This is a genomic window from Terrabacter sp. GCM10028922 (genome assembly GCF_042666095.1).
In the GTDB taxonomy this organism is placed as follows: Bacteria; Actinomycetota; Actinomycetes; order Actinomycetales; family Dermatophilaceae; genus Terrabacter.
In genome coordinates this window covers 351,030-371,692 of record NZ_JBHTFG010000036.1, presented here as the reverse complement: position 1 = coordinate 371,692, position 20,663 = coordinate 351,030, and the positions used below count along the sequence as shown (strand labels likewise).

The window sequence follows — 20,663 nt, the reverse complement described above, 5'->3', positions numbered from 1 at the left end:
AGCCGCCGCCGGCTCACTCACGACGCCCGACAACGACGATGCCCCACAGCGACAAGGAGCCCACCCCATGACCGTGACCCCGACCTCGACCCCGACCCCGACCTCGACCTCGACCTCGACCCCGACCCCGACCCCGACCCCGACGATGTCGGTCGAGGAGTCGTTCGCGACGCCTTCGGCCACCCCGCACGTTCGCCAGCAGCTGCTCGTGCTCTACCTCGGCACGTCGGCCCTCGACTCGGAGGTGATCGGCTGGACGCGCTACGACGGGACCGGCCGGTCCCGTCCGACGACGGGCGACAGCGACGAACCGCCTTACACCACAGGACTGGACGCGCTGCTGGACGGATGGCGGCTGCTGCAGATGTCGCAGCTGATCGCCCACCCCCGGGGCGAGGAGTACGACGTGGGCTACCTGCCGTACGAGTACCTCTTCGAGCGGCTGGTCGGCATCAGCGCGGCGTGACCCTCGCCGGCCATGCGGTCCTGAGCCGCTCGTACTCGTCGGCGGTCACCGGCAGCACGACGCCGTGGCAGGGGTCTACTGGCAGCCGGTGGTCCTTGGCGGGGCTCCACTCGCCCGCGGCGAGGTCGGTCGTCTCGAAGGGAACGTAACGGCGTTCCGACGAGAACTCGTCGATCCAGAGATACCACTTCTCCTCGGTGTTCGACTTGTACACCAGGGGGCCTTCGCCCTGGCTGATGGTGCCCAGACCGATGCCTTCAGCCAGCGGCCTCCACTCACCGGCAGTCAGAGAGGTCGAGGACTCGCAGAACACCGACTTGCCGAGCGGTGCGTCGCCGCCGCGGCTGCGTTCGTCCTTCAGGAAGCGGTAGTAGACGCCGTCGTGCTCGATCACCGTGGTGTCGATCGTGTGCCAACCACGGTCGATCCACACGCGCGGCTCGGAGAACTCGCGGAAGTCCCGAGTGGTCGCGTACATGATCTGGTTGTAGCTCTCGCCCTCGTGTTCCGGGGTGTCGTAGAGGGTCGAGGACCAGTGGACGAGGTAGGCGTCCTGCTCGGGGTCCCAGACCGCCTCCGGGGCCCAGGTGTTGCCGGCCTCGGGCGGTGCGACCTCGACGAGTCGGCCCTGCCCCCAGCTCACCAGGTCCGTCGACTCCCAGACCACGATCGAGCGACTGCCCCAGCGCTGGTGCCGGTCCCAGTCGAGGCTGGCGTGGAGGCGCAGGTCGGTCGCGACGAGGAAGAACCGGTCGCCTTGCGGGGAGCGGACGATGTGCGGGTCGCGGACTCCGCAATCGCCGAAGGTGGAGTACAGGATCGGCTTGCCGCCGTTGAGGTCCTCGAAGTGCAGCGGGTCGTTGCCCTCGCTCAAGGCGAAATGGATCTGCTCGCCGTCGGCGGACTCGCGCTTGAAGTGTGCGTAGAGGTAGCCCGCGTACTCGGTGTGGCGCCGTGGCATTCCGTTGGACTTCATTCAGCTCGGTTGTCCTTGTGGGGGATTCGATGGGACGGTTGGGGCCTCGAGGGGAGTCACGCGCGTCTCCTGAGGCGGTCGAGCAGCGCGAGCGCGTGAGCCGTGCGCGCGAACACCGGGACGACATCCAAGGGCGCTGCCGCCTCTACCGTCTGCCCGCCCTCGAAGGTCGTGCCGGTGCTGGCCTCGGTCCAGCTCGCGCCGGCAGGGAGGTAGACGCTGCGAGCCCGAGCTCCGGCGTGCGTGACCGGTGCGACGAGGATCTCGGGGCCGAACAGGAACTGGTCGCCGATCGTCCAGGTCGCCGGGTCGTCGGGGAACTCGAAGAACATGCCGCGCATGACCGGCGCTCCGGACTCGTGGGCGGCCCGCATCGCCGTGCGGGTGTAGGCGCGCAGGTCCTCGCGCAGCGCGATGCAGGACACCAGGATGGGCTCGACCTCGGGCCCGAAGCTCCAGACCTCGTTGCCGGATCCGGTGTTGAGCCGGCGTTCCCCGCCTGCCGTGTGGACCGGGGTGCTCGGCCTGCGGTCGCCGTGGAGTCGCATCACGGGACTGAACGCGCCGAGCTGGAACCACCGCACCACGAGCTCCCGGAACGCGGGGTCCTCCGGGTCACCGCCGGCAAAACCTCCAATGTCCGTTGTGAACCAAGGGATCCCGGCAGCGCCCATGTGGATGCCGGCGGCGATCTGGGCGCGAAGATCGGCGAAGGTCGAGTGGATGTCGCCCGACCACACGAGCGCGCCGTACCTCTGTGAGCCGGCCCACGCGGCGCGCACGAGGGACACCTCTGGCGCCTGCCCGGACTGGATGGGTTCTTCGGCGATCGCCCGGACGAAGTCGCGCGGGTAGAGGTTGGTGACCTCGGCGCCGGGGCCGGCGGCGTACCGGTAGTGGTCGAAGTCGTAGACGCCGTACTCGGGCTCCGCCTCGTCCAGCCAGAAGAGGCGTATGCCGTGCCTGCCGTAGTTGTGTGTCAGGCGCTCGCGCAGGAACGCCCGCGCGCGCGGCTCCGTGACGTCGAGGAAACGCGTGTACCGGCCGTCGAAGAAGTACTGCACGTCGATGCCGCGCCGGGTCGTGACGAGCAGGTTCTCGTCGCGCAGGCGCGCGAAGTTCTCGGAGCCCGCCGAGACCTGGGGCCACACGGAGACCATGAGCTCGACACCCAGGTCGCGCAGCTCGTCGACCATGGCGGTCGGGTCGGGCCAGAACTCGTCCTCGAACCGCCAGTCGCCCATCTCGGGCCAGTGGAAGAAGTCGGCGACGATCACGTCGAGCGGGATCTCGCGACGCCGGTACTCGCGTGCGACCTCCAGGAGCTGGTCCTGGTTCCAGTACCGCAGTCGCGACTGCCAGAAGCCGAGTCCGTACTCCGGCATCATCGGAGCGCGTCCGGTCGCCTCGGCATACGCGTCCGCGATCTCCAGCGGGGTGTCGCCGGCGACGACCCAGTAGTCGACCTGGCGCGCCAGCTCGGCATGCCACTCGGTCCGGTTGGTCCCGAAGACGACTCGGCCGACCGCGGGGAGGTTCCACAGGAAGCCGTAGCCGCGGCTCGAGAGCACGAACGGGACCGAGGACTGTGAGTTGCGGTGCGCGAGCTCCAGCGTCGACCCCTTGAGGTCCAGCATCTCCTGCTGGTACATGCCCATCCCGACGAGGCGCTCGTCCGGGTGCGACTGGAAGCACACCCTGAGGCTGGTCCCTGTCCCGTCGCGGTCGCGGTACTCGCGGGGAGTCAGCTTGAGGGCTCCACCGTCGCCGATGTCCTCGAGGAGTGGTGTCCCGTTCGCGTCCTCGAAGCGGAGGTGGACCCTGCTGGTCCCGAACCCGGTCGACCAGTCGTAGTACTCCTCCTCCTCGGCGACCACGACCGTCTTCCCCGTGCTCAGTCGTGCCACCGCGCCGCTGACGCTCGTCTGTCGGGGGCCGGTCGCCGCATCCGCGAGGAGCGCATGGTCGCGGTCCTCGGGCTCACCGCCACGCAGGGCTCGCACACGGATGCCGCGTCCCCACGCATCCACCTGGACCGTCTCCCCGCCGCCGCGCCAGACGAATCCGGTCGGCGTAGCTCGGAAGGTCATCTCCGGTGTGCCTTCCGCTCGATCTCCGGGCGACCGCCCGTGGGCTCGTTATCGATAAACATGCCGCAGATGTTATCGATTGACATTCGGTGGCGCCAGTGTCAATCTTCCGGCCTGGAGAGGAATCAGCCGATGACGGAAGAACTGCGCAGCCCGCGTCCGCCGACCATTCACGACGTCGCGCGGCAGGCGGGAGTCTCCTCGCAGACGGTGACCCGCTACGTTCGGGGGTTCGAAGGAATTCGGCCAGTCACCCGGCAACGCGTCCAGGCAGCGATCGACGACCTGGGGTGGAAGCCGAACCCGCTGGCGCGTGCACTCCGGCTGGGGACTCCGACCCGGATCGTGCTGTTCGTGCACGAGATCGAGGAGGCGGGCCCGAGCAACATCATCGCCGCTGCCACCCGCGCCGCCGCCGAGGCGGGATTCGTGCTCGACGTCGTTCCCCTCGATGTCAACGACCTGAGCGTCAGCGCCGCCGCGATCAGGGACGTCGACCTCTCGCACGTCGCCGGGGCGATGGCGTTCGCCCCGACCCACGTGCTCGCCGACCTGTTCGATCGAGTCGAGCTGCCGGTCCCGCTCCTGCGAGAGGTGAACGGTGACGGTATCGAAGGTGAGCACGCGCAAGGGTCGGTGGACCCGGGGATGCTTCTCGTCGTCGACCACCTGCACGAGCTGGGGCATCGCGACGTCTTCGTGATCAACGGCCCGGAGGGATGGTATTCCTCCGCCAAGCGGCGCCGGGCCGTCGAAGAACGATGCGCCGCGCACGGCATGCGCGTGGTCGGTGCCGAGACGGGCGACTGGTCCGTGGCGTCGGGCTACGAAGCGGCCGCGGCAGTCCCGGCGGCTGCAACGGCGGTCATCGCCGCGAACGACGAGATGGCTCTCGGGGCGTTGGCGGCGGTCTGGGAGAACGGCCGGTCGGTGCCGGGAGAGCTGAGCGTGACGGGCTTCGACGACATCCGCATCGCGCCCTATGCCAGGCCCGGGCTCACCACCGTCCATGTCGACTTCAGGGCCTCGGGTCAGCTCGCCATCCAGCGGCTGCTGCAGATGATCGCGCCCGGGGCGGCCGAGCGACGACCGAAGGTGCTCCCCGTTCCGCCGAGACTGGTCGTGCGCGGCTCGACGGCGCGAGCCGCCACATGAGGCAGTCAGTGACGCGACGAATGACGCGACGAAGGGCACGAGCGGTGCGCGTCGCACGGGTGCTGACCGAGCGTGACACGGAAGGAGAGGCAGATGCTCGTGGCGACACGTCACTCCCGCATCGTCGAGATCGTCCACGATGCCGGCCCTGCGGGGTGTGACCACTCCCGGTTGGCAACACTGCTCGGCGTCTCGGAGAGCACCGTCCGTCGCGACGTCGCTGCCCTCGTGCGAAACGGGAGTCTGGTCCGCGTCCGTGGCGGCGTCTTCGGTCGCTTTCACGCGCCCAGACTGCTTCCTCGTGACCAGGTCGGCGGGAGCGCGTCGAGACTCACGGCGCTGGCGCGAGAGGCCGTCAGCCGTGTTCAGGCCGGTGATCGTGTGGGGCTCGGAACCGGGCCGGGCGCTGTCGAGATCGCCCACGCTCTCGCCCTGGTCCCTCACCTGACCGTGGTCACCACCTCGGTCTCGGCCGCTGACGTCCTGCACCGGACACGCCATCTGGGCCTGGAGCTGGTCGTGCTCGGCGGGCTGCCGACGTCGACGGACGGAGTCGGCGGCCCGATCACGGTCTCGCAGCTGACGCAGCTGCGGGTGGACCACCTCATCGTCGGAGCCTCCGCCCTCGATCGCGATGCCGGCCTCACCTCGGGTGACGTCATGGACGGTGAGGCGCTCAAGGCCTTCGCCGCCGTGAGCAACTCGGTCAGCGTCGTCGCGCCTGCGCCGGCCTGGGGGCGCGTGGAGCTCTTCGCCGCGTTGCCCCTGGCGGCGGTCGACGTCTTCGTGACCGACCGGGTGCGGTCCGAGGATGACGGCCGAGCCTCTCCCGCCGTCGATCTGGACGGGCTCAGGCCAGCGGCAGAGCATGCCGGGACGGAGGGCGCGGGGAACCTTGCCCGCAGGCAGGCCTCCTGATCCCGCTCCGGTCGGCCGCTGCCTGCGCCGGAATCACCAGCGATCGACCGTCGTACGCCAGTGACCAGGACCGACGCGAGGCGGAGGCTATAGTGCGCCCCGTGAACGCGAGCAGCCATCGGAAGCGGGTGACGATCAACGACGTCGCCGCAGCCGCCGGTGTCTCGCGTCAGACGGTGACCCGTGCGATGAACGACATGGACGAGATCAACGAGGTCACCAAGCAGCGCGTGCTCGAGGTGAGCGAGCAGCTCGGCTATCGGCCGAGTCGCCAGGCTCGCAGCCTTGTGGAGCGCCGAAAGACCGTGGCACTGGGACTGGTCGTCGCCTCGTTCCGTAACCCCTACTACACCGAGATCGCCGGCGACTTCGTGCATCGGGCAACGGCGCGCGGATACCAGGTGCTCATGGCCTCGACCGAGGCGCCCGAGGAGGCGGGGTCAGACCTGCCGCGCGCCGCGGGCAGGTCGCACGCAGCCGGGGAGGCCGCCTCCCTGGAGCTGCTGAGACGGCAGGTCGACGTGCTCGTCGGTCACTTCGTCATGCCCGACGCCGAGCTTGCTGCCGCTGCCCGAGGTATGCCGCTTGTCCTGCTGGAGCGTGACAGCTCGGCTCCGGGTCTGCACTCCGTCGAGTTCGACATCGAGGCGGGGCTCGTGGAGGCCGTTGCCGGCCTGCGACGTCGTGGCGTGACCCGACTGGGCATGATCGACTCCAGCTACTCGACGCGAGGTGACGGCCGGTACGTCCCAACCCCTCGGCGCGCCTTCCTCGAGACCATGGTGTCGGACGACGAGCGTGGCGCCTTTGTCGTCGGCGAGGAGTCCATTGCAGGCGGCGCCCAGGCATTTGCGGAACTGGTCCGCACCTCCCCGGAGACCGACGGTATCGTCGTGTTCAACGATCTCATGGCGATCGGCGCCGTCCAGGCTTCGCACGCGCTCGGCATCCGAGTGCCAGGCGATGTGCGCATCATGGGCATCGACGGACTGACGCTCGGTGAGGGTGTCAGCCCCAAGCTCTCAACGCTCAGCCTGGACCGTCATGCCCTGGTCGACGCGGCCCTTGACGTGGTTCAAACGTTGTCGGAGAACGATTTTCGGGTGATCGACCCGCTCCGGCGGATCGTTCGTCCGCGGATCCTCTGGCGCGAGTCGGCCTGAGTCAGTCTGAGTCGGCGCGGCTCCGAGAGTCCGGCGCGACCGCCCCCTGAGACGTCGCAACGATCTCTTGACACGCCCATCGGGCGGTTCTACCTTGATGCAACATCACTTCCGTGAACCTTCACGGAAAACGGGACGAGACGGATCGACAGGCCCGTTGCGCTCGCTCGGGGGAGTGGCGCCAAGCGACCACTCGCGCGTAAAGGCGCAGAACCGGAAGGTCAAGGTGGACCTGCAGTGAACGAGAGCACCCTCAACCTGCACCAGCGACTCGTGCCGAGCGGGGACCGACAGACCACCATCGCCTCTCGAGAGATCCTCAACACCGACTGGGTCTTCGCCTATGGCGACGACCCGTCGTGGACGGCGCAGACCTGCGAGACGGAGGACTGGTTCGACGTCGTGCTCCCGCACTCGTTCGGGACTCCGTACTTCATGGAGACCGAGTTCTACGTCGGGCGCGGTGTCTACCGTCGCAAGGTCGAGCTCGACGTACACGACCTCGAGGGGTTTGTGGGGCTCGAGTTCGATGGCGTGTTCCAGGACTGCGAGGTGTGGGTCAACGGCGTCGCCGTCGACGGCCACCGCGGCGGCTACACCGCATTCCTCATCGACATCACGTCAGCGTGCCGGGTGGGCCCGAACATCCTCGCCGTCCGCGTCAACAACGAGTGGGACGCCACCCTGCCGCCCCGGGCCGGGGAGCACGTCTTCAACGGCGGCATCTACCGCGACGTTCATCTGGTCCGAGCCGGTGCCGTGCGACTCGCGTGGTACGGCACCGCGATCAGCGCCATCCCGACCGACGACGGCGGCGCGGCAGTCTCGGTCAGTACCGAGGTGCTCAGCGACCTCACCTCTCCGGTCGGAGCGATCCTCACATCCTGGATCGAGGCGGAAGAGTCACCGACGGTCGTTGCCGACCGTTCCGAGTCATCCACCCTGCTGGCCCCGGGCCGGACCGACATCGACCAGTCCCTGCACATCACGCAGGCGCGTTGCTGGGACATCTCCGACCCGCACCAGTACGTCCTGCACCAGCGGCTCGTGGTGGATGACGCAGTGGTCGAGCACCGACGCACCCGCTTCGGCGTTCGCACCTTCGAGTTCACTGCCGATCGGGGCTTCTACCTCAACGGCAGGCACGTCACGCTCCACGGGGCGAACGTGCACCAAGACCACGCCGGATGGGCGGATGCTGTGACGCACAGCGGAATTCGCCGCGACCTCGACCTCATTCGTCGCGCGGGCATGAACTTCGTCCGAGGCTCCCACTACCCGCACCACGTGCAGTTCGCCCGCGAGTGTGATCGCCAGGGGCTGCTCTTCTGGTCGGAGTTCGCGTTCTGGGGGATCGGTGGGGAGAGCGCGGAAGGGTTCTGGAGTGCCAGCGCCTATCCGCCCGATGCCGAGCACTGGGAGGCGTTCGACCGGGCCTGTCTTCAGGGCATGGCCGAGATGATCCGGGTCAACCGCAACAGCCCGAGCGTCGTGACGTGGAGCACCGGCAACGAGGTGTTCTTCACCGACGACGCCGTCGTCGAGAGGGCGAAGGAGATCACTCGCAGTCTCGCCGAGCTCGCCCGCCGGCTCGACCCGACGCGGCCCGCCGCCATCGGGGGTGCCCAGCGCGGTGGCTTCGACGTTCTCGGTGATCTCGCGGGGTACAACGGCGACGGAGCAGCCCTCTTCCACGACCCGGGGCACCCCAGCCTGGTGAGCGAGTACGGCAGCGTCGTCGAGCACCGGCCCGGCACGTTCGAGCATCGCTTCGGGTACGGCACCGAGAGGTCTCACGACTGGCGCTCCGGTGTCGTTCTGTGGTGCGGGTTCCACCACGGCAGCATCGTCGACGGCATGGGGGCCATGGGCTTCGTCGACTACCACCGTCTTCCCCTCCGCTCGTACTACTGGTACCGCCGGCATCTGCGCGGCGTCCCGCCACCGGAGTGGCCTCACGCCGCGTCGGCGACGGGCGTACGCCTGCTCGCGGACGCGACCACCGTCGTGGCGAACGGAACGCAGGACGTCCACCTGACCGTCGAGCTCGTCGACCAGGAGGGCCGGGTCGTCGACGACGAACGGCTGGTGAGGCTCGAGGTCGTCGACGGCCCCGGGGTGTTCCCGACGGGGCGTCGTCTCGAGCTCAGTCCTTTGACGCTGTCGTTGCTCGAGGGCCGCGGAGCCATCGAGCTGCGCCCGCTTCGTGCCGGCACGATCCGGGTCCGGGCCGCCGCCCACGCGTTGGAGCCGGTCGTCGTGGTCATCGAGGCGACAGGTGGCCGGCCTTGGGACGGCCGGCCCCTGCGAGTGCAGCCAGGGCCGCCATCGGTGCGTGGACTCAACCGGGGTGGGGCCCGACCGCTCGCGGCCAAGCGTCCCACCAGAGCGAGCAGCCAGGACCCGAAGCACCCAGCCCACCACATCACCGACTACGTGGCCCAAGGGGGGTGGCTGCCCGAGGCCGAAGCGGAGGGCAGCTGGGTGCGCGTCGATCTCGAAGGCGTATGGACCATCACGCACGTACGGATCGAGCTCGCCGACGACGGCGTCGAGGCCCCACTGACGGTGCGCGTCGACGCGGACGACGCCGTGCACACGATGGACGTTCCCTCCTCGAACCGAACGTCGCTCGACCTCGAGCTGCCTTCCGTGTCCGGGCGGTCGGTCACCGTCGAGTTCCCAACCGTGCCCAGAGAGGTGAAGGAGGTGCACGCGTATGGCCGTTGACCTGTCTACGCGTCCCGTGCGGGTCACACGCCGGTTCCGCGCTCGGCAGAGCCTGCAACGCCACTGGCAGCTGTACCTGCTGATGGTCGTCCCACTGCTCTTCTTTGTCGTCTTCAAGTACGTGCCGATGGCCAATGCGGTGATCGCGTTCAAGGACTACAGCGTCGTCCTCGGTCCATGGGGCAGCTCGTGGGTCGGCTGGGACAACTTCTCCCGCATGTTCGGCAACCCCGTCTTCGGGTCGCTCGTCACGAACACGCTCCAGCTGTCCGGCTACTACCTCCTCGCCGGGTTCCCGGTGCCGCTCATCCTTGCCCTGTGCCTCAACGAGATCCGCTCGCGGTTCTTCCGTCGCACGGTCCAGATGGTGACGTACGCGCCGTACTTCATCTCCACGGTGGTCGTCGTCTCGATGATGATGCTGTTCTTCGCTCCCCGGATCGGGATCGCCAGCCGGCTCCTCGAGCCGCTCGGTCTCGGGGGACTGGACGTCATGGGCAGCGAGGCGGCCTTCCGCCACCTCTACGTCTGGTCCGACATCTGGCAGACCGCCGGCTACTCGGCCGTCATCTACATGGCCGCCCTGGCCGGGATCGACCCCGCGTTGTACGACGCGGCGAAGGTCGACGGAGCCAGCCGCTTGCAGCGCATCCGGCACGTCGACATCCCCGCCATCCTCCCCACCTGTGCGGTGGTGCTCATCCTCGGCGTCGGGAACCTGATGGCGGTGGGATTCGAGAAGGCCTTCCTGCTGCAGAACCCGCTGAACTTCGGCTCGTCGGAGATCATCTCGACCTACGTCTACAAGATCGGCCTTCTCAACGCCGACTTCGGCCTGGCCACCGCTGTCGGCCTGTTCAATGCCGTGGTCAACCTGGCGCTGCTCGTCGTGGTCAACGCCATCGTCAAGCGGATCGGAGGGTCGTCGCTGTGGTGAACCAGATCCTGCTCCAGGCACCTGAAGGAGTCGCAACCGACCGGGAGGACTCGCAACGGGCCGCACGCCGTCGGCTGCGTCGACGTCGACCTCGCTCGGGCAGGCTTGGCGCCGTGAGGGACTCGCGCGTTGACCGCGTCTTCATGGTGAGCGTCTACCTCCTGCTGGGAGTGTTCTTGCTCGTCGTCCTCCTTCCCCTGCTCAACATCCTGGCCAGCTCCTTCAGCTCACCGGCAGCCGTGTCGTCCGGGCGGGTCCTGTTCTGGCCTGTGGACTTCAGCCTCAAGGGCTATGCGGCCGTTCTGCGAAACGACCAGATCGTCCGCGGCCTGCTCAACTCGGTGATCTACGCGGGGGCGGGGACCGTGCTCAGCCTCGTGTTGACCGTCGCGATCGCCTACCCGCTCTCGCGCCCAGACCTCTTCGGGGCCAAGGCGCTCACGCGGTTCATCGTCTTCACCATGTTCTTCGCCGGCGGCCTGATCCCGACCTATCTGGTCGTCCAGTCGCTCGGCATGCTCGACACACGATGGGCCCTCATCGTCCCCAACGCCGTAGGCGTCTGGCAGGTGCTCATCGCCCGCGCCTACTTCTCGTCGGCGATCCCCGACCAGCTCATCGAGGCGGCCCAGCTCGACGGCGCGAGTGACCTGAGGATCCTCTGGTCGGTCGTACTCCCGCTGTGCAAGCCGATGCTCGCGGTCGTGGCCCTCATGTACGCGATCATGCAGTGGAACTCGTACTTCGACGCGCTGATCTACCTCAAGTCCGACGACTTGTACCCGCTGCAGCTCGTGCTGCGCAACGTACTGGTCCTCGACACCCAGACGAGCTCCGGCATGGACGCCAGCCAGATGCTGGAGCGCCGCCAGATGGCGGACCTGCTCAAGTACTCCCTCATCGTCGTGTCCACGGTGCCCGCGCTCGTCGTGTACCCGTTCGTGGCCCGGCACTTCATCAAGGGCACCCTCATCGGTGCTGTCAAGGGCTGACCGGGAACACCACCCCAGGTCGGCTCGGTCTCGGCCCTCACCAGGACCGGAGCGCCCCACCACCAGACGCACGCAGCGCACCCCTCCACGCCACTCCTCCAACGAAGAAGGACGACCCATGCTCGGACACTTGACGCGTCGGACACGCTCCGCCGCCATCCTCGCCACCGCAGCCCTGGCGGTAACCGCCTGCACCAGTGGGGGAGGCGGCGATGCCCCCCGCGCCGACGGCAAGGTCGGCCTGACGGTCTTCGCGCCGCAGGACCCAAACCAGAAGCTGTCCGCGAACTCCCTGACCAAGCAGCTCGAGAAGCAGCTCGGGGTGGCCATCACCTGGCAGACCACGACCTACGACGGCGCATCCGCCTCGGAGAAGCGGCAGATCTCCCTGGCCAGCGGAGACCTGCCCGATGCCTACCTGCTCATCCCCTGGGTCACCCAGTTCTCGCCGGCGGAGCTGCAGAAGTACGGGAAGCAGGGAGTCTTCCTCCCCCTGAACGACCTCATCGACCAGTACGCGCCCAACATCAAGAAGGCGTTCGCCGAGACGCCTCAGTGGAAACGCATCGCGACCGCACCGGACGGCAAGATCTACGGCCTGCCGCAGTGGAACGACTGCTTCCACTGCTCCTACGGGACGAAGCTGTGGATGAACAGCGCGTGGCTCAAGAAGCTCGGCCTGAAGCAGCCGACGACCACCGAGGAGCTGCGCAGCGTGCTTCGAGCGTTCAAGACCAAGGACCCGAACGGCAACGGCAAGGCTGACGAGATCCCGCTGACGGGCCTGGCCAACAACGTCGAGGGCGGCCTCATCCCGTACCTCATGAACGCCTTCATCTACGACCCGGGGCCGTCGAAGGCCGATGTCACGCCGCTCGGGCTGTCAGGGGGCAAGGTCCAGTTCCAGGCGGCTGCGCCGGCCTTCCGGGCGGGTCTGGAGTACATCGCGTCGCTCTACTCGGAGCGACTCATCGATCCGGCGGCTTTCAGCCAGAACTACGACGCGATGAAGGCCGAGGGCGACAACGCCAACGGTGTCCTCGTCGGCGCGGCCGCGACGCTGCACCCCGCCAACCTCGTCACCCTGGGCCAGAAGGACGGGCGCGACAAGCAGTACGACGCCCTACCCCCGCTCACCGGTCCGTCCGGAGCCAGGTACGCGACGTGGGGCCAGCCCTCGGCCGGCGGCGCGTTCGTCCTGACCGCGAAGACCTCCACGGAGCAGCAGATCGCGGCGATCAAGATCGTCGACTACCTCGTCAGCACGCAGGGCCACCTGCGCGCCGAGTTCGGCGAGGACGGCGTCAACTGGGTCAAGCCGGCTGCCGGCGAGAAGGCGCTCGACCCGTCGTTGACGCCCCTGTTCAAGACGCTTCCCGCCAAGGAAGGCGCTCCTCCGGCGAACAACGCCTGGGGCGCGATGGCGCAGTACTACAGCTCGATGGCCTTCCGGAACGCGCAGGTGCAGCCGACCGACGTGTACGAGCCGTCCGGCTACGAACGACGCCTCTTCAACGCCACCAAGCTCTACGAAGGCCTCCAGCCGCGTGACCAGCTCTTCCCGTCCTGGAGCGTCTGGGTCGATCCCGCTGACCAGGCAGACGTCGCCCAGTTGCAGACCAACCTGCAGAACTTCGCAGCCCAGCAGCAGCTGCAGTGGGTCACGGGACAGAAGCCGCTCGATGACGCCAGCTGGAACGCCTACCTCGAGCGCCTGAACGCCCTCGGACTGCAGCGTTACCTGACCCTGATGCAGAAGGCGTACGACGCGTCGAAGTGACGGCGCCCCACTCCCTCCGCCAGAGAAAGGCACCTTCACTCCATGGCATCCAGACACACGATTGCCCTGACCCGTCCTGCAACCGGCTTCACCGGTGGGTTCCCGCTCGGCAACGGATGGCTGGGGGCCGTGGTCCGCGGCCTGCCGGACCACGAACGCATCGACCTCAACATCGACACGCTCTGGTCCGGCGGGCCCGGCAGCGGAGTGCGCAGCTCGCCGCGGTCCCACCTGGTCGAGGAGCTGCGCGCCGCGACCCAGCGCGGGGCACATGTCGAGGCGGACCGAATCGCGCGTCAGCTCCAGTGCGCGGGCTGGACCGAGGCGTACCAGCCGCTGGGGCAGCTGCGTTGGGCCGTGACCCCCGAGACCGACGCCGCTTCGCGCTCCGACTACGAGCGGTCGCTCGACCTGTCCGAGGCAGTAGCCCGAAGCCGGGTCGACGGCCCGGGCGGGGCTGTCGCGACCACGGCGTTCGTGTCGGCCCCCGCCGGAGTTCTGGTGCATGAGGCCGAGGGAGCGGTCCACCGAGGACTTCCCGAACCCCAGCTCCTCGTTCCTCATGTCGGGGCACGGTTGTCCACGTGGACCACCGGCGACGTGGTGTGGACGGTCGTCACGGGGCGCGCCCCGGCGCGTGCGTTGCCGGACTACGTCGATGCCGCCGATCCGGTCGTCTACGCCACGGACGAACCCGACGCGGATGGGCTCGTCGATGCGGGAATGGGTTTCGCGGTCGTAGCAGCGGTGCAGAGAACGTCCTCACGTTCCCTCCGGCTGTTGGTCTCGGCGGCGACCGGCCACCGCGGATGGGACCAGCGCCCGAGCGCCGACGTCGAGGCACTGTCCACGCTGGCGCGGGGTCGCGTCGAGGAGGCTCTCGCGCGCCCGACCAGCGACCTGCTCGCCGAGCATGTGGACGACTACCGAGCCTTCTTCGACCGGACCGACCTCGACCTCACCGGCAAGGCCGCGCCCACGGAACAGGGGCTCGAACCGGTAGAGGCTTCCCCGGCCGGTCGCGCCGAGCTGCTGTTCCACCTCGGCAAGTACCTGCTCATCAGCAGCTCGAGGCCGGGCTCGCAGGCTGCCAACCTCCAGGGCATCTGGAACGTCGATGCCCGGCCGGCCTGGAGCTGCAACTACACGACGAACATCAACGTCCAGATGAACTACTGGCCGACACACTCGCTGGGGCTGACACCACTCCAGGACCCACTGACCGGCCTCACGTGTGAGCTCATCGACGCAGGTGGCCAGATCGCGTCGGCGATCTATGCCGCGGACGGCTCTGTGACGCACCACAACACGGACCTCTGGCGGTTCTCGCTACCCGTGTCGGGCGACGTGCAGTGGGCCAACTGGACCATGGCCCAGGCGTGGCTGCTCGCGTCCCTGTGGGAGCAGTGGACCCACTCGGGGGACGAGACGTTCGCTCGTGACGTGGCGCTGCCGGCCCACGCCACGGTCACCGACTTCATCCTGTCGACCTTGGTGGACGACGGGGAGAACCGGCTGCGGGTGAGCCCTTCGACATCGCCCGAGCATCGCTTCGTCATGCGCTCGGGGGAGGTTGCCGCGGTGTCTGCCGGCTCGACGGTCGACCAGGAGCTCGCCCACGAGGTCCTCAGCCACTACGTGGCCCTGTCACGGCTCGCCACGGTCGATCGCGAGTCGCACAGCGCTCGCAGCTCGCGTGCCTCGGAGGCGCTCCGGCGTCTCCGGCTGCCTTGCATCGCGGTCGACGGCACTCTCATGGAGTGGTCGAGCGACGTTCAGGGATCCGAGCCGGGGCACCGACACCTGTCACATCTCTACGGGCTCCACCCCGGCCGCCGCATCAGCGAGTCCGGCACCCCGGCGGAGTTCGCGGGCGCCGCTGCGTCGTTGCGGCAGCGCCTGTCCCACGGGTCGGGCTACACCTCGTGGAGCCAGGCGTGGGTGCTGTGTCTCGGTGCACGTCTGCGTGAGCCGGGACTGGTGCAGCGAGCCGTCGACAACTTCGTCGAGTCGCTGAGCTCGCCCTCCCTGCTGGGCATCCATCCGCACGGGGCGTGGTCCGAGGGGTTCGTCTTCCAGATCGACGGAAACCTCGGCGTCGTGGCCGGCCTTGCGGAGGCCTACGTCCAAGACCGTGAGGGGGTCGTCGTGCTCCTGGCCGCGCCACTGCCCGGAGCGCCTGACGGGCACCTCGAGGGTGTGCGCTGCCCAGGCGGACGTGTCGTCGACGTCTACTGGAACGAGGGTCGCTTCACGATGGCCAGGCTGCGGGTGGCGCGCGACGGCGACGTCACGGTAGAGATCCCTGAAGACGTCGCTGGGGCAGGCGTCTGCCTCGACCATGAGGGTCGAACGGTCGAGGCCCAGTGCACGGAGGGCGTCGGCGGGCGTCTCCAGCTCACGTGGTCCGCGCGGGCAGGGGACACCTACCGGGTCGCAGCGCCAACAGGCTGCGACTCCACGGTCACAGCGCGCTGAGCATCAGCGTCGGGTGCCCACGCGCTCAGGCGGGAACGCCGCCGCCCTCCCGCTCAGAGGCGTACCCGGGAGGGCCAGGCGGGACGGTGGCTCGGCTGCTGCCGGCGCGGTCGCCGAGGGCCTCGCGGAGCCACAGCTCGATGCCGGCGATGTGGACCGTCGACCAGCTGCGGGCCACGTCGGGCTCGCGAGCGGCGATCGCGTCGACGATGGCACGGTGCTCGGCCATGGTGCGCTCGACCGCACCGGTCTGGGTGAGGCCGCGCCACACGCGCGCCCGCTGGGTCGGGCCGCTCAGGCCGTCGAGGAGCGATCCGATGACGTTGTTGCCGGAGCCGTCGGCGATCTTGCGGTGGAACTCGAGGTCGGCGGCCACGAGCTCGTCGATCGTCGGGGCGTCGGCGATGGCATCGAGGTGCCGGTACAGGTCGGCGACACCGTCGTCGCTCATCCGTAGCGCGGCCATCGCCGTCGCCGCCGGCTCGAGGATGCGCCGCACCTCGAGGAAGTGCAGGACGGTGTCGTCCTGGTGGAAGTCGACGACGAACTCCATGGCGCCCATGAGCAGGGAGGGCTCGAGGCTCGTCACGTAGGTGCCGTCGCCCTGACGCACGTCGAGGACGTGGATGAGGGAGAGGGCCTTGACCGCCTCGCGGAGGCTGTTGCGTGACAAGCCGAGTCGCTCGGCGAGATCAGCCTCGCGAGGAAGTCGGTTGCCGGGGCCCAGGTCACCGGAGACGATCATCTCCTTGATCTTGGTGATCGCCTCGTCCGTCACGGCCATCGTCGGGTTGCCTTCCGTGAGTGCTGCTGGCTTGAGAATACGGCGTCGGGCGCCCGCGCCGCGTGACGGCGCGGGCGCCCGGACATCTCACTGGTAGAGGACCGCCTGGATCTTCGGGTCGTCGATGTTGGTCTTGTCGTACCAGTAGTAGCCGGTGTCGATCGACTTCTCGAGAGGCTCGCCCTTGATGGCCTTCATCGCGGCCTTGACGAGCTCTTCTCCCATGCCGACCGGGTTCTGGGTTATCGCGCCGGCCATCAGCCCGGAGTTGATGGCGTCGATCTGTGCCTTGCCGGAGTCGAAGCCGATGATGGTGATGCCCGTCTTGCCGGCCTCCTGGACGCCCTTGACGACGCCGATGGCAGAACCCTCGTTGGCGCCGTAGATGCCCTTGACGTCAGGGTTGGCGGCGAGGATCGACTTGGTGATGTCGGCGCTCTTCGCCTGGTCACCGTCGCCGTACTGGACCGGGACCAGGGTGATGCCGGGGGCGTTGGCCTTCATCCAGTCGATGAACCCGTCGCGCCGCTGCTGGCCCGTCAGGCTCGTCTGGTCGTGGACGATCATGGCGACCTTGCCCTTGCCGCCGAGGAGCTCGGACATGTGCTTCGCGGCCTCGGCGGCCGCGGCCTTGTTGTCGGTCGCAGCCGTCGTGAGGGGCACGTCGGACTCGACACCGGAGTCGAACGCGATCACGGGGATGTTCGCGGACTTGGCCTGCTGGAGCAGGCCCTCAGCGGACTTCGAGTCGAGGGCCGCGAAGCCGATGGCCTTGGGCTGCTTCGCCAGTGCGTTGGTGAGCATCGTGATCTGGGCCTCGACCTCCTTCTCGGTCGCGGGGCCCTCGAAGGTGATGGTGGCGCCCTCCTTGGCGGCCTCCTGCTCGGCGCCCTTCTTCACCGCCTGCCAGAACTGGTGCTGGAAGCCCTTGGAGACGATGGCGATGTAGGGCTTCTCGCTGCCGGCGGCGCCGGTCGAGCCTGCGGTGCTGGTGCCGTTCTGGCCGCACGCGGCGAGCGCGAGGGCGAGCACGGAGGTGGCCGCGGCCGTCATGAGCTGACGTCTGCGCATGGTGGATCTCTCCTTCTTCAGGGGTGGGTCGGCCTGGTGGCCGTGGGTTCCGGCTCGCACCGGAGATCTGTGGGGTCGGTCCGGGTCACGCTGGTCAGGCTGGGTCAGGTGGCACTGGCCCGCTTCCGCGCCATGTCGGCGTATACCGCGATGAGGATGACGACGCCGAGGATGACGTTCTGCCACTCCTGCGGGATGGACATCAGCTGGAGGCCGTTGTTGAGGACGGAGATGATCAGGGCCCCGATGACCGTGCCGACGATCGAGCCCTTCCCGCCCGCGAGGGAGGTGCCACCGATCACGACGGCGGCGATCGCCTGGAGCTCGTAACCCGCGCCGGTGGCCGGCTGGGCCGAGCCGAGCCGGGCCGAGATCATGACGCCGGCGAGGCCCGTGAAGAGACCGGCGAGCGTGTAGATGATGATCTTCCACTTCGCCACGTTGATGCCGGAGAGGGCCGTCGCCTCCTCGTTGCTGCCGATGGCGAAGGTGTAGCGGCCCAGGATCGTGCGACTGATGAGGACTGCGGCAACCGTCGTGGCGATGATGAGGATGAGGACGGCGTTGGGGAAGTTGAGGCCCGGGATGAGGTTGCCGGTCGACAGCTTCAGGTAGCCGGGGGAGTCGTTGAAGTAGATCGGGGCACTGTGCGACACGACAAGGGCGAGGCCCTGGGCGACGAGCATCGTGGCGAGTGTCGCGATGAAGGGCGGGAGCCCGAGGCGGGCCACGTTGAAGCCGTTGACGAACCCGAGGAACCCGCCGAAGGCGACGGCCAGGAGCACCCCGAGTGGCCACGGCACGTGCCAGTTGACGATGAACTGACCTGACATGACGGCGCACAGCGCCATCCCCGTGCCGATGGACAGGTCGATGCCGCCGGTGATGATGACGAACGTCGTGCCGAGGGCGAGCAGCCCGATGACGACCGTCGAGAAGAGGACGTTGACGATGTTGCCGTAGGTGAGGAACGTCGAGCTCGCGACCGAGAAGAAGATCGCGATGACGATGAGGCTCGCGAACGCCAGAAGCTGCTGGAGCCGGTCGCGCAGAGTCGACGCCGGGGTTGCCGTCGCGGTGGTGGTGGCGGGCTGCGTCGTGGTGTCGGTGGTCATGCGAGTCCTGCCTTGTCGGCCGTCGAGTCGGGAACGGGGGAGTGGGTGGGAAGGGTCGCGAGGTGCATCACGCTCTCCTGGGTGGCCTCGTCGTGGGAGAGCTCCCCGGTGATGCGGCCTGCGCTCATGACGAGCACGCGGTGCGCCATGCGCAGCACCTCGGGCAGCTCGGAGGAGATCATGATGATCGACTTTCCCTGTGCCGCAAGGTCGTTGAGCAGGCGGTAGATCTCTTCCTTGGCGCCGACGTCGATCCCTCGGGTGGGCTCGTCGAAGATCAGCACGTCGCAGTCCTTCGTCAGCCACTTGGCGATGACGACCTTCTGCTGGTTTCCGCCAGAGAGGTTGCGCACCTCCTGGCGGATCGAGGGCGTCTTGATGCCGAGGGCCTCGACGGAGCGTGTGGCCGCGGCGGCGATCGCCCTGTCGTCGACAAAGGGGCCTCGCGAGAAGCGGTCGCTGAGCGACGACAGGGCGATGTTGGTCTGCACCGACTGCTCGAGCATGAGGCCGAGCTGCTTGCGGTCCTCGGAGAGGTAGCCGATGCCGAGCTCCGCGGCCGTGGCCGGGTTGCCGATGCGCACGCTCCGGCCACGCAGCGTGAACGTGCCGGCGGTGACCGGGTCGGCGCCGACGAGGGCACGAGCCACCTCCGTCCGTCCGGCACCCATGAGGCCCGCGAAGCCGAGGATCTCGCCGCGACGCAGCTCGAAGCTGACGTCCTGCAGCAGAGCCTTCGTCGAGAGCCCCTGGACCGAGAGGAGGGTCTCGCGGTCGTCGCGAACGTTCTCGGGACGAGCGTGTGTCTGGATCGTGCGGCCGACCATCATCGAGATCACCTCGGGCATCGACGTGGCTGCCGTCCCCACCGTGCCCACGTAGCTGCCATCGCGCAGGACCGTGATGCGCTGTGAGATCGCCTTCAGCTCGTCCATGCGGTGCGAGATGTAGATGACGCCGGTGGACGGGGAGACGAAACGCCGGATGAGCCCGTGGAGGACCTCGACCTCGGTGTCGTTGAGGGCCGCCGTGGGTTCGTCCATGACGAGGACCCTCGCCTCGTGCGACAGGGCCTTGGCGATCTCGACCATCTGCTGCTTTGCAACGGTGAGGGACCCCACGAGGGCGCGCGGGTCGAGGGCCAGGCCGAGGCGGTCGAGCAGCTGGCCGGCTGCGCGGTTCAGCGCGCGGTCGCGGGTGAAGAAGCCACCGGTGCGAGGCTCACGACCGATGTAGATGTTCTGCGCGACCGTGAGGTCGGGCATGAGGTTGAACTCCTGGTGGATGATGCTGATCCCCAGCGACTCGGCGTGACGGGGGCTCTCGGGGGTGAAGTCCACGCCGCCCAGGCGGAAGTGCCCGGCGTCCGCAGCGTGGATGCCCGACAGCAGCTTCATGAGGGTCGACTTGCCGGCTCCGTTCTCACCGACGAGGGCGAGGACCTCACCGGGTCGCAGGTCCAGCCGGACATCCGTGAGGGCCTGGACGCCGGGAAAGCCTTTGCTGACTCCCTCGAGCTCGAGGAGCAGGGTGTCCGTCATGACGATGATCCGTCCGGTGCGCCGAGGGTGACGAGTCCCTTGCGGTACAGGGCGTTTCCATACACGCGCGTCTCGCCGGTGCGCAGCACGAGGTGCGCGTCCGTGACGAGGTCGTAGTAGGCGAAGCGGTCGACGTAGCGCACCGCGTCAGGGCGGAGCCCCGCAGCCTCCACGAGCTCCTCCTGCACCGGAAGCACCGAGCCGTCCGCGGACGTCATGAGGTCCAGCGCGGGGGCGTCGTCGGCCGGCAGGACCGAGCAGACTGCAGCGAGCACCTCGGGTGAGGTGGTGCCCGGCAGGTCGACGACCACCCGGCCGACCCGTGCCGCCGGGAAGTGTGCGTCGACGACGGCGACGGAGTCGGAGTGACCCATGGCGTCGAGGTGGAGCAGCACAGGCCCGGTGAGGAGGGGGTTCACTCCCTGGAGCAACGCGATCACGTCCTTGGAATCGATGGTCATGCAGGT

General features: G+C 68.4%; 16 protein-coding genes. 9 read left to right on the top strand and 7 right to left on the bottom strand.

Features of this window, described 5'->3' with window-relative positions; translation table 11 throughout:
- Positions 1-67: 67 nt before the first annotated feature.
- The gene (locus ACFQU3_RS24245; RefSeq protein WP_385914697.1) at positions 68-466 is read left to right on the top strand and encodes a hypothetical protein; all 399 of its coding nucleotides are present in this window, start codon (positions 68-70) and stop codon (positions 464-466) included.
- Here ACFQU3_RS24245 and ACFQU3_RS24240 read toward each other — a convergent pair.
- Together ACFQU3_RS24240 and ACFQU3_RS24235 are read right to left on the bottom strand one after the other, a co-directional pair.
- Positions 453-1,442 (bottom strand): glycoside hydrolase family 43 protein, encoded by a 990-nt coding sequence (locus tag ACFQU3_RS24240; protein WP_385914695.1) that lies wholly within the window; start codon positions 1,440-1,442, stop codon positions 453-455. The genes ACFQU3_RS24245 and ACFQU3_RS24240 overlap by 14 nt on opposite strands.
- Before the next feature lie 56 nt (positions 1,443-1,498).
- Entirely contained in the window at positions 1,499-3,349 is a 1,851-nt protein-coding gene (locus tag ACFQU3_RS24235) for a TIM-barrel domain-containing protein (protein WP_385914692.1), read from the bottom strand.
- Between the two features lie 54 nt (positions 3,350-3,403).
- Between ACFQU3_RS24235 and ACFQU3_RS24230 the strand changes: the two genes are divergently transcribed.
- The 8 genes from ACFQU3_RS24230 (at position 3,404) to ACFQU3_RS24195 (ending at position 15,685) form a co-directional block, all read left to right on the top strand.
- Positions 3,404-4,687, top strand: coding sequence for a LacI family DNA-binding transcriptional regulator (locus ACFQU3_RS24230; protein WP_385914689.1), 1,284 nt, complete (start codon positions 3,404-3,406; stop codon positions 4,685-4,687).
- 93 nt (positions 4,688-4,780) lie between these two features.
- Positions 4,781-5,605, top strand: coding sequence for a DeoR/GlpR family DNA-binding transcription regulator (locus ACFQU3_RS24225; protein WP_385914687.1), 825 nt, complete (start codon positions 4,781-4,783; stop codon positions 5,603-5,605).
- A gap of 92 nt (positions 5,606-5,697) precedes the next feature.
- Complete coding sequence (locus ACFQU3_RS24220) at positions 5,698-6,768, top strand: LacI family DNA-binding transcriptional regulator (protein WP_385914684.1); 1,071 nt, start codon at positions 5,698-5,700, stop codon at positions 6,766-6,768.
- Positions 6,769-7,005: 237 nt separating this feature from the next.
- Positions 7,006-9,498 carry a glycoside hydrolase family 2 TIM barrel-domain containing protein gene (locus tag ACFQU3_RS24215; RefSeq protein ID WP_385914682.1) on the top strand — a complete coding sequence of 831 codons (2,493 nt, stop codon included), beginning with the start codon at positions 7,006-7,008 and terminating at the stop codon, positions 9,496-9,498.
- Positions 9,488-10,435, top strand: a complete 948-nt coding sequence (locus tag ACFQU3_RS24210) for an ABC transporter permease (RefSeq protein ID WP_385914679.1) — start codon at positions 9,488-9,490, stop codon at positions 10,433-10,435. Before ACFQU3_RS24215 ends, ACFQU3_RS24210 begins: the two co-directional genes overlap by 11 nt.
- A 113-nt stretch (positions 10,436-10,548) precedes the next feature.
- Positions 10,549-11,427 carry a carbohydrate ABC transporter permease gene (locus ACFQU3_RS24205; RefSeq protein WP_385914676.1) on the top strand — a complete coding sequence of 293 codons (879 nt, stop codon included), beginning with the start codon at positions 10,549-10,551 and terminating at the stop codon, positions 11,425-11,427.
- A gap of 130 nt (positions 11,428-11,557) precedes the next feature.
- Complete coding sequence (locus ACFQU3_RS24200; RefSeq protein WP_385914673.1) at positions 11,558-13,207, top strand: ABC transporter substrate-binding protein; 1,650 nt, start codon at positions 11,558-11,560, stop codon at positions 13,205-13,207.
- A 42-nt stretch (positions 13,208-13,249) separates the two neighbouring features.
- Positions 13,250-15,685 carry a glycoside hydrolase N-terminal domain-containing protein gene (locus tag ACFQU3_RS24195; RefSeq protein ID WP_385914670.1) on the top strand — a complete coding sequence of 812 codons (2,436 nt, stop codon included), beginning with the start codon at positions 13,250-13,252 and terminating at the stop codon, positions 15,683-15,685.
- Positions 15,686-15,710: 25 nt separating this feature from the next.
- Here ACFQU3_RS24195 and ACFQU3_RS24190 read toward each other — a convergent pair whose 3' ends face one another.
- The 5 genes from ACFQU3_RS24190 to ACFQU3_RS24170 all read right to left on the bottom strand — a co-directional run bounded on the left by ACFQU3_RS24190 (position 15,711) and on the right by ACFQU3_RS24170 (position 20,657).
- A complete protein-coding gene (locus tag ACFQU3_RS24190) occupies positions 15,711-16,469 on the bottom strand; it encodes a FadR/GntR family transcriptional regulator (RefSeq protein ID WP_385914667.1) in 759 nt (252 codons plus the stop codon).
- 87 nt (positions 16,470-16,556) lie between these two features.
- Positions 16,557-17,540: an ABC transporter substrate-binding protein gene (locus tag ACFQU3_RS24185; RefSeq protein ID WP_385914664.1), complete on the bottom strand. Its 984-nt coding sequence runs from the start codon at positions 17,538-17,540 to the stop codon at positions 16,557-16,559.
- A 104-nt stretch (positions 17,541-17,644) separates the two neighbouring features.
- Positions 17,645-18,655, bottom strand: a complete 1,011-nt coding sequence (locus tag ACFQU3_RS24180; RefSeq protein ID WP_385914661.1) for an ABC transporter permease — start codon at positions 18,653-18,655, stop codon at positions 17,645-17,647.
- Positions 18,652-20,196, bottom strand: a complete 1,545-nt coding sequence (locus ACFQU3_RS24175; protein ID WP_385914658.1) for a sugar ABC transporter ATP-binding protein — start codon at positions 20,194-20,196, stop codon at positions 18,652-18,654. Before ACFQU3_RS24175 ends, ACFQU3_RS24180 begins: the two co-directional genes overlap by 4 nt.
- Positions 20,193-20,657: an RbsD/FucU family protein gene (locus ACFQU3_RS24170; protein ID WP_385914656.1), complete on the bottom strand. Its 465-nt coding sequence runs from the start codon at positions 20,655-20,657 to the stop codon at positions 20,193-20,195. Before ACFQU3_RS24170 ends, ACFQU3_RS24175 begins: the two co-directional genes overlap by 4 nt.
- Between the last annotated feature and the right edge of the window lie 6 nt (positions 20,658-20,663).